This is a genomic window from Collinsella sp. AM29-10AC, from assembly GCF_003469085.1.
GTDB lineage: Bacteria > Actinomycetota > Coriobacteriia > Coriobacteriales > Coriobacteriaceae > Collinsella.
In genome coordinates this window covers 50,546-62,832 of record NZ_QSKB01000005.1, presented here as the reverse complement: position 1 = coordinate 62,832, position 12,287 = coordinate 50,546, and the positions used below count along the sequence as shown (strand labels likewise).

Below are 12,287 nucleotides of genomic sequence, written 5' to 3'. Positions count from 1 at the left end.
CCCTACGAGTGACCAAGAGCTCGGGGGCTTTAACACAAGGAGGATCTATGCCCGAGAAGATTGAAGAGCTGGTACGCGCTGCGCTTGCTGCGGCCCAGGAGGCCGGCGACCTTTCCGCATTTGAACTTGACGATTGCGCTATCGAGCGACCGGCTGACACTTCTCATGGCGAGTGGACCTCTACCATGGCCCTGAAGTCCGCCAAGCTGGCCCACTGCGCCCCGCGCAAGATCGCCGAGGTCATCGTTGCCCATATGCCCGAGGACCCCGCGATCGAGAAGGTCGAGATCGCAGGCCCCGGCTTCATCAACTTCTACCTCTCCGTTGCCGTCAAGAATGCCATCTTTGGCAAGGCTCGCGAGAAGGGCATGGACTTCGCTAAGTCTAACGTCGGTGGTGGCCTGAAGACCCAGGTCGAGTTCGTTTCCGCCAACCCCGTCGGCCCCATGCACATCGGCCACGGCCGCTGGGCCGCGCTGGGCGATTCGCTCTGCCGCGTTATGGACCACGCCGGCTATGAGATCCAGCGTGAGTTCTACATCAATGACCACGGCTCTCAGATGAACACCTTCGGCAACTCCATCAGCACGCGCTATATGCAGCTTGCCGACATCATCGCCAAGCAGGGCGTTGATATCGACGAGGCTCACAAGCTGCTGATCGCCGATCGCGACGCCTTCGTTGCCGACGAGAACGACGAGCATCCCGAGACCCATCCGTATCAGGACAACTTTGCCGAGACCCTGGGCAAGGACTCCTACGGCGGCGACTACATCATCGATGAGGCTGCCGAGTTCTGGCGCACCGACGGTGACAAGTGGGTCGACGCCGATCCGCAGGAGCGCATGGAGAGCTTCCGTGAGCGCGGCTACGTGAAGATGGTCGACAACATGCGCGACCTCTGCCACGCCGTCAACTGCGACTTTGACCGTTGGTACTCCGAGCGCTCGCTGTATGTGAAGGACACCGAGGGCGAGACCGCCGGCACCTCCGCCGTCGACCGCGCTTTTGAGAAGCTCGACAAGATGGGCTACCTCTACACCAAGGACGGCGCCCTGTGGTTCCGCTCCACCGATCTGGGCGACGACAAGGACCGCGTCCTGATCAAGTCCGACGGCGAGTACACCTACTTCGCCTCCGACGTCGCCTATCACTGGGATAAGTTCCAGCGCGTCGATCACGTCATCGACATCTGGGGCGCCGACCACCACGGTTACATCGAGCGCGTCCGCTGCGTCTGCGACGCTCTGGGTTACCCCGGCAAGTTTGAGGTTCTGCTGGGTCAGCTCGTCAACCTGCTGCGTAACGGCAAGCCCGTCCGTATGTCCAAGCGCAAGGGCACCATGGTGACCCTGCAGGAGCTCGTCGACGAGGTCGGCTCCGATGCCGCTCGCTACACGCTCATCTCCAAGAGCTCCAACCAGATGGTCGACTTCGACATCGAGGCCGTTAAGAAGCGCGACAACTCCAACCCGGTCTATTACGTGCAGTATGCTCACGCCCGCGTGTGCTCCATCCTGCGCCGTGCCGCCGACGTTACCGCCGAGCAGGCCGACGAGATGGGCATGAAGGCCGTTGCCGCCAAGGCCATCGGTGAGAACGTCGATTACTCGCTGCTGACCGACCCGACCGAGCTCGCCCTTTCGCGCAAGCTCAACGAGCTCACCGACCTGATCGCCAGCTGTGCTCGCGATCGCGCTCCGTTCCGTCTGACCCACTTTGCCGAGGAGCTCGCCGGCGACTTCCACAGCTTCTACGCTGCCTGCCAGGTTCTGCCGAGCGAGGGCCGTCCCGTCGACCCCGAGCTTTCGCGCGCCCGTCTGGCAGCTTGCGACGCTGTCCGCGTGACGCTCGCCCTGGTGCTTACCCTCGTTGGCGTTTCCGCGCCCGAGCAGATGTAATCTGCGGGTCATTTGACCGTGTAGGTTTGGTTTAACTGAGCCCTATAAGCCCGATCTCCTACGGAGGTCGGGCTTTTTTCGCAAACGCCGACGTATTGATGAATTTGGAGCTGCTAGAAATACGAAACTATGCCGGTTTACTACGATGAATTGAGGAATTCTAACCACGCCGGCTTTTTGCTAAAAAGTGCAAGGCATCTACCTGCGGTTTTAGTTCAACAAGTTTCGGAGTGGTCGCGGTTGAGCGATTCATCGTAGTAAACCGCCATAGTTTTGGCGGAGGCAGTCAGATTTGTGGGTGGCAAACAAAGAGTGTCCCTTTTGACTAGTCGTTTAAGAACGTCCCCAATGACTAAGTTGCAGGTGGCGGCGGTTGTGTTACACTAACGCTGCGTAGTTGACGCAATCATCTCGATACAGATCAATGATGTCCGTCGTTTTGAACGGAACTAGACTGTTTAGCCGCCCTGAAGGTTTATGCAGGGAGCATGTGATCACAGGGCTTGAAAAGAAAGTTGAGCAAACACTGTGTCTGATCAACAGCAAGAAAACGAAATAACGACGACGCAGGCCGCTCCCGCTGCACCGCTTGCGTCGGACCAGGTCGCGGCGCCCGCGCAAGCCTCGGCTCCTGAGACGCCTAAGGCTGCTTCGACGCCTATGCCTGTAGCGGCTGAGAAGGCCGTGCCTGCAACTGGTGAGGAGGCTGCTCCGGCAAAGCCCAAGCGCACGCGCCGCACGGCCAAGCCTGCCGCTGACGGCGAGGAGGTCACCAAGCCAAAGCGCCGTACCACGCGCACGACGCGCGCCAAGCTCACCGTTGCAGCTGACTCCTCGGCGCCGATTTCCGATGAGGTCGCGCAGGCACGTGCGTTGGCGCAGATTAGCGAGGCTCAGGTGGTGCGCGCCCGCCGTCGTGCTGCCGAGCGCGAGGCCGCGGCTCTGACCGAGCTTGCAGCTCCGTCTGTGCTCGAGACGCCTGCCGCCACCGAGACTCCTGTCGCCGACCAGCCGACCGAGAAGCCGGTACCGCGCACACGCCGTCGCACGGCTGCTAAGGCCGAGCAGGTTGCTGAACAGGTAACCCCCGAGCTCACTGAGGCTTCGGTCCGTTCCGCGGCAGGGGAGGGCACATCGCCTGTTGAGCCCGCTGCGCCTGTCGAGGCCAGCGAAGTTCCCGTTGTCGATCCGGCTTTGCGCCCGCACCGTCGCGGTCGCAAGCCCAAGGCCTTTGTCGAGGCCGAGAAGGCCGCAGCCGCAGCCGCCGCCGCTCGGGATGCTGCGGCGACCGCCAAGTCCTCAACTGCTGCCGATGAACCCGTCCAGGATGCTACGACTTCCGAGGCCGTTTCTGCCGATGCCGAGCCCGCCGACGTCCGTCCCGGTCGCAGGCGTCGCACTGCTGCTAAGCGCACGTCCAAGGCTAAGGCTGCCAAGAAGGGCGCGTCCGAGGATTCCACCGAGACGACCGCCGATGTATCGACTGATGCCGCCGAGCCCCAGGACGTCGAACAGCCTGCATCCGAGAAGCCCAAGCGCGGTCGCAAGAAGTCCGTTAAGGCCAAGGCCGCCGAGCAGCATGCTGATGTCGAAGCGCAGGTTGATTCTGGCGCCGAGGCCAATGACGCCGCTGCGGCCAATGTTGACACCACCGCAACCGATGGTGCCGCCCCCGCCGAGAGCGAAGACGGCGCTCGCCCCAACCGTCGCCAGCACAAGCGCAACGAGGAGCGCAACGAGCGCAAGGACGAGCGCAACAACGACCGTCGCAACCGCCAGCGCGATCGCAAGCAACGCAACAAGGAGCGTAATGCCGCTCCCACCGAGCCTACGCTTTCGCGCGAGGAGCTCGCTGCCATGAAGGTTGCCGAACTTCGCGAGAAGGCCAAGGAGTTCGAGATCGAGACGACCGGCAAGAAGAAGGCCGAGCTCGTCGAGGAAATCTACGTCACCGCTGCGAAGGCCGAGGGCTTCCGCGACATCAAGGGCATTCTGCAGATTCGCCCGGACAGCTCCGGCATCATCCACGCCCATGGCTACATGAAGTCCAACGACGACGCCTTCGTGCCCGCCTACCTCATCCGCTCCGCGCGCCTGCGCACGGGCGACGTCATCGAGGGCTCGCTGCGTCCTTCGCGCGGCGGCGACAAGCGCGCCGGCCTCGCCAAAATCACGACCGTCAACGGTCTGGACCCCGAGCAGATTCGCAACCGTCCCAAGTTCGGCGACCTCACCCCGGTCTATCCCAACGAGCCGCTGCGCATGGAGCACGGCAAGGACTCTATTACCGGTCGCGCCATCGACATCGTGTCACCGATCGGCAAGGGCCAGCGCGGCCTGATCGTGTCCCCGCCCAAGGCCGGCAAGACCACGATCCTCAAGAAGATCTGCCAGTCTATCTCGATTAACAACCCCGAGGTGCACCTCATCTGCCTGCTCGTCGACGAGCGCCCCGAAGAGGTCACCGATATGCAGCGTTCCATCAGGGGTGAGGTTGTGGCGTCGACCTTCGATATGCCTGCCGACAACCACACCCGCGTGGCAGAGCTCGTCATCGAGCGCGCCAAGCGCATCGTAGAGCTGGGTGGCGACGTCGTGGTGGTGCTCGACTCCATCACGCGCCTCGCCCGCGCCTACAACTTGGCGGCGCCTGCCTCGGGCCGCATCCTTTCGGGCGGCGTCGATTCGGCGGCACTGTATCCGCCCAAGCGCTTCCTGGGTGCAGCCCGCAATATCGAGAACGGCGGCTCGCTCACCATCCTGGCCTCTGCCCTCATCGACACCGGTTCCAAGATGGACGAGGTCATTTTCGAGGAGTTCAAGGGCACCGGCAACATGGAGCTTAAGCTCGACCGCGACCTGGCCGACCGCCGCATCTTCCCGGCTATCGACCCCGTTGCCTCCGGTACGCGTAACGAGGACCTCTTGGTCGACGAGCAGATGCGTCCGTTTGTCTTTGGTCTGCGTCGCATTCTTGCCGGCATGAACAATACCGAGCGTGCGGCGGCGTCGTTTATCAAGGGTCTGAAGGGCACCAACACCAACCAGGAGTTCCTGGTGCGTTCGGCCAAAAAACACAGCGACTACGAGCAGACGTTCTAGGTTGTCATCCACGCGCTGCGATAGTCATCAATGCGATAAAGGGTCGGGGCTTTGAGCCTCGGCCCCTTTCCATTGCGCCGCTCCGCGCTTATTTTTGACCGTAAGACCGACGAGCAGCAGGTTTCCCGTTTCAATCCGACATCGTCGCTTGCAATCGGCAGGGTGGTTTCGCATAATAGCTTTTAAGCTTCGCGACGGAAAACGCAGATGAAACGAACCATATACCGTTGCTTTGGGGCATAGCCCCGCTTCATCTTCTCTCGCGCAGCCAACTGAATGATGCGATTTGGGTGCTGGAAGATGGGGAGAGCTCATGGCTTCTTCTGATGCAACACAACGAGCAGTCCTTGCCGGACTTTCGTGCGGGATCGGCCTTGCCGCTCCCGTGGTTATGTATGCCGCGACGCTGCCGTTTTCGTCGGTGAACGAGACGGTCGTGGCGGGTGCGGTTCCCTTCGCCGTGGGCGCGGTGGCGGGCGTGGGTATCTATGCCGCCTCGCTGGGTATCTCCGAGTATCGTGCGCAGCGTGAAGAGCGTCTGTTCCAGCCCGATGCCATGGGCGGTGCCGCCAATCTCAATCAGCATCAAAGCGAGTTCAAGACCGCCTCGATTCCAGCTCAGCAGCAGGATGCGACTCCATACGCTGCGGCTTCTGCTTTTCAGGCTCAGTCGGAGCAGTCTACCTCGGCATTCCTTTCCGGCCTGACTGGTGCGTTCCAACGCCGTCATGCCGACGATGGTGTCCCTACCATCGCTCGAGCCGCAGATGCTATGGACGAGGCCGAGGCTTGGTCCATGATCGACAGCATGCTCGACGACGATTCGCCGGTTAGCTGCGACCCTGCGCGCTCGCGCGACGTCTATCAAGTCGCCATCGACGAGCTCACCAACGGCGGGCAGACCGGCTCCTTCAATCGCGATGACATCGCCGCTGCGGCACGCGCCGTGTCGGGCTCCCAGGCCGCCCCTGCGGGCAGCACGGCGGCTTTCGTGGCACTCGTTGCCAACGCGGCAGCCAATAACGCCTGCAGCGCTACCTCGGCGGACGCGAACGCTTCTGCCGACAATTCGTACGTTGATGAAGCCATGGCCGCGGACGAGGAGGCCGTTGCCGCCCGCCGCGCCGCCGAAAGCTCGCTTTGGGGCGCTCCTGCCCGGCAGCAGGCGGCCGAGGCTGCGCCGTACAACGCAAACCTCGCCAGCATGCCTATCATCTCCGGTGTCGCGGACATCGATCTCGATGACCTCGATGAGCCTGCAGCCATCACCGCATCGATTGATGCCCAAGATCGCATCGACACCGGCGACCTTCCGGACGCCTCGCTCGAGGTTGATGTCCCCATGGCCGATTACTCGGGCCACGAGGGTATGTGGGCCGCCGCCACCGCGATTCTGGATGAGATTGACGAGCCTGCTCCTGTTTCAGCCCCCGCTCCCGTCGCTGCCCCTCAGCCTGCTGCCCCCGCCTATGTCGGCCGTCACAGCGCTGTGTTCCCCGAGGATACTGCCCGTATCTCGCGTGAGAGCATCGAGCGGGCCGAGGCTATTGCCGCCGGCATTATGGAAAATCGTCGTCACGAGCGCGTCAATCAGATCCTCGAGGAAGAGATCGAGCGTCTTCAGTCCTCTACCGCCAAGCGTACGGGCCGTGCTTATCTGAGCGTTATCGAGGGCGGTACCGCCAGCTTCGCGCCGCTCCGCGCGGAGGCATAACTTCTGCATGGTTAAGATCAATCGAAAATGGGCGGTCGTAACCTGCCTGATGGCGCTCTTGATCTGGGGCAATTCGCTGGTTCCCGGCTCGGGGTCGGGCTCACTGAGCCTAACGGTCATGGAAGCTATCCGCGGTTTCCTGCACGGCGTGGGACTTCCATATGAATGGGTGACCAACTTTGTTGTTCGCAAGTGCGCGCATTTTTCCGAGTATATGGTGCTCGGCATCCTGGCAACGCACGCCTTTGATTTTGAGGGCCGGCGCACCTTTGACGTGCTGCTGCCCACGGCGGTGTTCCTGCTGCTGATTCCTTCGATTGACGAGACGATTCAGCTCTTTGTGCCGGGACGCGCCGGCATGATCACCGATGTGATGATCGACTGCTGTGGAGCGGCAACGGGCGTTGTGCTCCGATATCTCTTACGGTCGCTGATGTGCGCCAAAAAGGCCGCCTAGGACGTATTGTTTGGTCCTAGGCGGCCTTTTTTATTTGAGGGCTTATATGAGGCGTGGTGGCGTCGTTTCGTAGGTCGGATTTGCCGGGCGCGCCACGCCCTGTGGGTTCATCTGCTACTGAAGCGCCTGTGCGCCCAGGGCCAGGCAGCCCATAACGCCCTGCTTGCCCTCGAGGCTGTTGTTGACGATGTAGTTATTGATGTCGTTGACCTCGGTCGTGACGATATAGCCGTTGAGCATCTCGGCACACTTTTTGCGTGCGAGCGGCACGATGGGAGTGTGGTCGGCCACGCCGCCGCCGATGATGATCTTTTGCGGCGCGTAGCACAGCGTGTAGGTCATGAGTGCCTGTGCCAGATAGCCGGCGAGCAGGTCCATGGCTTCCGGGTCATCAGCCATGTCTCCGGCGCTCTTGCCATCCCAGCGCTTTCTAACGCCGGGGCCGGCGATGAGGCCTTCGAGGCAGTTGTCATGGAAGGGGCAGGCGCTGTGCTCGCCAATGGTGTCGCGCGGGTCGCGCGTGACCAGGATGTGGCCAGCCTCGGGATGCATCATGCCGTGCACGAGCTTACCGCCCGAGAGCACGCCAGCGCCCACGCCGGTACCGATGGTCAGATACACCACGTCAGTGAGGCCCTGGGCGCAACCAAAGGTGACCTCGCCCAGGCAGGCGACGTTGACGTCGGTGTCGTAGCCGCAGGGAATATTGAGCTCGTTTTGGATGGTGCCCAGCAGGTCGAAGTAGCGCCATGCCGTTTTGGGCGTCTCCAGGATCTTGCCGTATTGGGGCGAGGCAGGGTTGACTGCGGTGGGGCCAAAGGCGCCGATGCCCAGCGCGGCGATGCCCTTGTCGGCAAGTCATGCGTTGACGGCCTCGACGGTCTCCTGCGGAGTCGTGGTCGCGATCTGCTCACGCTCCAGGACCGTGCCGTCCGCATAGCCCGTGGCGCAGACCATCTTGGTGCCGCCGGCCTCGAGCGCTCCGATAAGCTGCTGCTCTGCCATAGTATTCCTCTCTCCGGGATGAGTTGCTCCGTGACTAAAATATAGCGCTCTAAACCATTTAAGAAAGCGCTATAAAAAGAAGCCTCGCAACGCGGCGGGCGATGCGGGGCTTCTTTGGTTACTTTAGTTGCCGGGCCGTCCTTACCCGCGCGGGTTGATTTTATCACGTAGCGACTTGAGGTTCTCAAGCGCAGCGTTGAGCGTCTCGTCTCGCTTGGCAAAGTGGAAACGAATCAGATGGTTGACGGGCTCGCGGAAGAAGCTCGAGCCCGGAACGGCGCCCACGCCCACCTTGGAGGCCAAATCCTCGCAGAAGTCGAGGTCGCTGTCATAGCCAAACTCCGAGATATCCATCATCACGTAGTAGGCGCCCTGCGGCACGTTGTGCGTAAGGCCGATGCTGTCGAGTCCCTGACAGAACAGGTCGCGCTTGGCGGTGTAGAGGTCGAGGACCTCCTGGTAATAGCTGTCGTCGAAGTTGAGGGCGGTGACGACGGCTTCTTGCAGGGGAGCGGCGGCGCCTACGGTGAGGAAGTCGTGGACCTTTTTGATGCGCTCGGTGATTTCGGCGGGAGCGATGGTGTAGCCTAGGCGCCAGCCGGTGATGGAGTAGGTCTTGGACAGCGAGCTGCAGCTGATGGTTCGATCGAACATGCCGGGCAGCGTGGCCATATAGACGTGCTCGTGGGGCGCGTAGACGATGTGCTCGTATACCTCGTCGGTAATGCAGTAGGCGTCGTACTGTTTGCAGAGGTCGGCGATAAAGGTGAGCTCCTCGCGCGTAAAGACCTTGCCGCAGGGGTTGGAAGGGTTGCACAGGACGATGGCCTTGGGATCGTTGTCGCGGAAGGCCGCCTCGAGTGTCTCGCGGTCAAAGTCGAACGCAGGTGGGTTAAGCGGCACGTAGATGGGCTCGGCACCCGAGAGGATCGTGTCGGCGCCGTAGTTCTCGTAGAATGGCGAGAAGATGACGACCTTGTCGCCGGGGTTTGTGACCGTCATCATGGCGGCCATCATGGCCTCGGTGGAGCCGCAAGTGACTACGATATTCTCGTTGGGGTTCACCGGCATGCCCATAAAATGCTCCTGCTTGGCGGCAAGCGCCTCACGCATGGCTTGGGAGCCCCAGGTGATGGAGTACTGGTGATAGAGCGGCTTGGGATCGGTGGCGATGGTGCTGAGGCTATCGAGCAGCTGCGCCGGGGGATCAAAGTCGGGGAAGCCCTGCGACAGGTTGACGGCACCATACTTGTTGGAGATGCGCGTCATGCGGCGGATGACCGAATCGGTAAACGCCGCCGTGCGGTTGGAGAGTTCTTTCATGCCTATCCTTTCGAGCATTGGGTGGAGCAAGTTTACTCCTATGGAACCGGTGGGATTTGCTCGAAACGGCCTCGAAAAACTCTTTTCAAAATTCTTGAAAATTGGGGCTTGCATCGCGTGGCGTTCCTTGCAATAATAGTCGAGCGCGAAGCGCACAGGACACGGTGGGTGTAGCTCAGTTGGCTAGAGCGACGGGTTGTGGTCCCGTAGGTCGAGGGTTCGAGTCCCTTTACCCACCCCAGTTCTTGCTTCGTGTTGATATCGGGTCGTTAGCTCAGTTGGTAGAGCAGGGGACTCTTAATCCCAAGGTCCAGGGTTCGACCCCCTGACGGCCCACCACACGATATCTCCTCTAAAGTCCGCCAACACGGACTTTAGCTTTGGGTCGTTAGCTCAGTTGGTAGAGCAGGGGACTCTTAATCCCAAGGTCCAGGGTTCGACCCCCTGACGGCCCACCACACGATATCTCCTCTAAAGTCCGCCAACACGGACTTTAGCTTTGGGTCGTTAGCTCAGTTGGTAGAGCAGGGGACTCTTAATCCCAAGGTCCAGGGTTCGACCCCCTGACGGCCCACCAAAGTATGTTAAAGCGACTGGCTTCGGCTGGTCGCTTTTTTTGACCTTGCATGGGGTCGAACCCGAAAGGGCACAGCCACTTTCACAGATCGAGTCTACCCTGGGGATCAGTAAAACCGGCGCGTCTGCACGGCGAAGTACGCCTGTGCGAGCGCGATTTCTTGCTTGTTTGAATCTCCGTTCTGGGCGATTAAATAGCATGCATAGCGCGTAAGTTTGTAGTCTTTAACCGCGCGAGCGGCGACACCGGCAGTTACCATTTTCGTGGTGTCACGAAAATGGGAATCAACTGGAGTTTTGTTTGTTTCGCACGAGACTTTTGCCCTCTTAACAACTTCGGCAAAGTTCTCCCATCGAGTGTACCCCATGGGTTCCATTAAATCGCGTGCGAGCCAATACTCAACGCCGTCTGCCACATTGGCGTAGCTATCAAGTTTGACACGCCACTTCTCGATATCTCTACTGTCCATATCTCCTCCTCGCTGGCCTATTGTCTATGCGGGCTTTGCCCGCTCTGTATTCAGAATTAGGATACGCTGCCGTGCGGACACGAATGGGCCCCGTGCCACTTCGAGTTCACGGGGCCCATAGATATCGATTAGTTGTGTTTTGCTTTAGATAGGTGTCCAGTTTAATTCGCTCGATAGTGCGATCCGAGACTTTCGGTTCGCTTGCGCATGGCTTTGACCATTTCCTGTGCTAGTTGAATCTGCGATTGCAGGCGGGCGAGGGCTGCGATTTCGCTGTCATTGGCGTGTGGCTTGCTCAGCGCCGTTGCGTCGTCTTGCAGGCTTTCAAGCTGTTGCAGGGCCTTGGATAGACCCGCTTCGGTCCTGTTGATCATGCAGTAGGTACTCATTGTGCGTTTGAGGCAGCGGGTCAGGCGCTCGGCGTCTGCTGTAGCTATGCCATGCTGGGGGAGGGCGATATCCATCGGTGCGGCCGCCTCAGGAGCGTCCAGCGCTGCTTGGGCTGCCGATGCGCCCGCAATGCGCCCGAACACGATGCCATTGGCACTCGACAAGCCGCCGATGCGGTCGGCGCCGTGCATGCCGCCTGTTGCCTCACCGCAGGCGTAGAGGCCCTCAACGCCTGCGTACGCGGTCTTGTCGATTTTGATACCGCCGTTGGCGGCGTGGGCATACATCGCCACGCGCATCTCGTCGGTCGGCGCGATGCCGTGCTCGTCTTGCAGCCAGGTGGCAAAGGTCTGCACAAACTCGGGGATGTCCTCGCGGGGGAAGTCGTAGTGGAGCGCCAGGCCCTCTGCACCTGCCTGATCTATGACGAGGTCGATGGCGCGGGAGGCCAAGCGCGAGGTGAAAGGACCATATCCAGAGCGCTGCTCAAGCAGATCGTTTAGCTTGCCGTCGGCAATATCGACCGGCTGGTCTACATGTACGTAGCGCCAGGTTTTCTCGTTGAAGACCAGGTTGCGCTTGGGCTCGATGAAGCCGGGCATCATCTGCATGAATTCTATATTAGTAAGCGATGCGCCGTGCGCCAGTGCGATGGCCTGCGAGGAGCTGAGCACATCAGCCGACGTAAGGCTGCGCTCGAACAGGCCGCCTGTGCCACCGGCTGCGATGATCGTGGCCTTGGCAGCAAAGGGCACGATTCGATTTTCGGTAAGGTCGTAGAGCACGGTTCCGGTGATTCTGCCGTTCGTGTTCTCAACAAGATCGATAAGCTCATGGCGGGGGAGCAGGCGAATGCCGAGCGACTCGATCTGGGCCATACATGCGTCCTCAAGGGGCTTGCGGGTGAGGCCGCGCCACATGCGCGTCTTGTGGTCAAAGCAGGGAATAAACTGCTTTTGCTGAGCGCTCTCAGCGCTTTGCGGACGCTGGAGCTCAACGCCCAGGTCTTGCTCGAGCCATTCAATTGCCTGGGGAATGCCGTGCACAAACGTCTGGACAAGCTCGGGGTCGGCGACGCCGCCACCAACGGTCTGAATGGTGTCGATGAAGTCTTGTTCGTCGTCTTCGTTAACGGGTCCGATAAGCCCCAGGCCCCAGGTTCCGGGGAAGAAGCTCGATCCACTCATGGTCTTGCCGGCGCTTGCCACAGTGACGGCTGCACCCGTGCGTGCCGCTTCGATGGCGGCGCAAAGGCCCGCAATGCCAGATCCAATTACCAGTACATCAGTCGATTCCATCGGATTCCTTTCTCGTCCGGCGCATTGTCGCACGGGTGATCGGCAAAGGTA

The 12,287-nt window shown here is 60.7% G+C and carries 7 protein-coding genes, 4 tRNA genes and 1 pseudogene; 8 read left to right on the top strand and 4 right to left on the bottom strand.

Translation table 11 applies throughout. From position 1 onward, the window contains the following. The first annotated feature begins 47 nt into the window (after positions 1 to 47). The 4 genes from argS to DW754_RS02790 all read left to right on the top strand — a co-directional run bounded on the left by argS (position 48) and on the right by DW754_RS02790 (position 7,174). The gene (gene argS, locus DW754_RS02805) at positions 48 to 1,901 is read left to right on the top strand and encodes an arginine--tRNA ligase (protein WP_117758338.1); all 1,854 of its coding nucleotides are present in this window, start codon (positions 48 to 50) and stop codon (positions 1,899 to 1,901) included. Positions 1,902 to 2,429: 528 nt separating this feature from the next. Then, positions 2,430 to 5,003 (top strand): transcription termination factor Rho, encoded by a 2,574-nt coding sequence (gene rho, locus DW754_RS02800; protein WP_369832159.1) that lies wholly within the window; start codon positions 2,430 to 2,432, stop codon positions 5,001 to 5,003. A 313-nt stretch (positions 5,004 to 5,316) separates the two neighbouring features. Then, the gene (locus DW754_RS02795) at positions 5,317 to 6,717 is read left to right on the top strand and encodes a hypothetical protein (RefSeq protein WP_117758337.1); all 1,401 of its coding nucleotides are present in this window, start codon (positions 5,317 to 5,319) and stop codon (positions 6,715 to 6,717) included. Positions 6,718 to 6,724: 7 nt separating this feature from the next. Further along, positions 6,725 to 7,174 (top strand): VanZ family protein, encoded by a 450-nt coding sequence (locus DW754_RS02790; RefSeq protein ID WP_117758336.1) that lies wholly within the window; start codon positions 6,725 to 6,727, stop codon positions 7,172 to 7,174. 114 nt (positions 7,175 to 7,288) lie between these two features. Here the strand turns inward: DW754_RS02790 and DW754_RS02785 are convergent. Continuing rightward, positions 7,289 to 8,179: pseudogene (locus DW754_RS02785) on the bottom strand (ROK family protein). Positions 8,180 to 8,320: 141 nt separating this feature from the next. After that, entirely contained in the window at positions 8,321 to 9,502 is a 1,182-nt protein-coding gene (locus DW754_RS02780; RefSeq protein ID WP_117758335.1) for a pyridoxal phosphate-dependent aminotransferase, read from the bottom strand. A gap of 164 nt (positions 9,503 to 9,666) precedes the next feature. On the opposite strand from DW754_RS02780, the gene DW754_RS02775 reads away from it, so the two are divergent. The 4 genes from DW754_RS02775 to DW754_RS02760 all read left to right on the top strand — a co-directional run bounded on the left by DW754_RS02775 (position 9,667) and on the right by DW754_RS02760 (position 10,079). After that, positions 9,667 to 9,743, top strand: a tRNA-His gene (locus tag DW754_RS02775). Positions 9,744 to 9,765: 22 nt separating this feature from the next. Then, positions 9,766 to 9,841: transfer RNA gene (locus DW754_RS02770), tRNA-Lys, on the top strand. A gap of 43 nt (positions 9,842 to 9,884) precedes the next feature. Continuing rightward, positions 9,885 to 9,960: transfer RNA gene (locus DW754_RS02765), tRNA-Lys, on the top strand. Between the two features lie 43 nt (positions 9,961 to 10,003). Further along, positions 10,004 to 10,079: transfer RNA gene (locus DW754_RS02760), tRNA-Lys, on the top strand. Positions 10,080 to 10,185: 106 nt separating this feature from the next. Here DW754_RS02760 and DW754_RS02755 read toward each other — a convergent pair. Further along, on the bottom strand, positions 10,186 to 10,548 hold the full coding sequence (locus tag DW754_RS02755; RefSeq protein WP_117758334.1) for a BRO family protein: 363 nt from the start codon (positions 10,546 to 10,548) through the stop codon (positions 10,186 to 10,188). Positions 10,549 to 10,709: 161 nt separating this feature from the next. Continuing rightward, entirely contained in the window at positions 10,710 to 12,236 is a 1,527-nt protein-coding gene (locus tag DW754_RS02750) for an FAD-dependent oxidoreductase (protein ID WP_117758333.1), read from the bottom strand. Between the last annotated feature and the right edge of the window lie 51 nt (positions 12,237 to 12,287).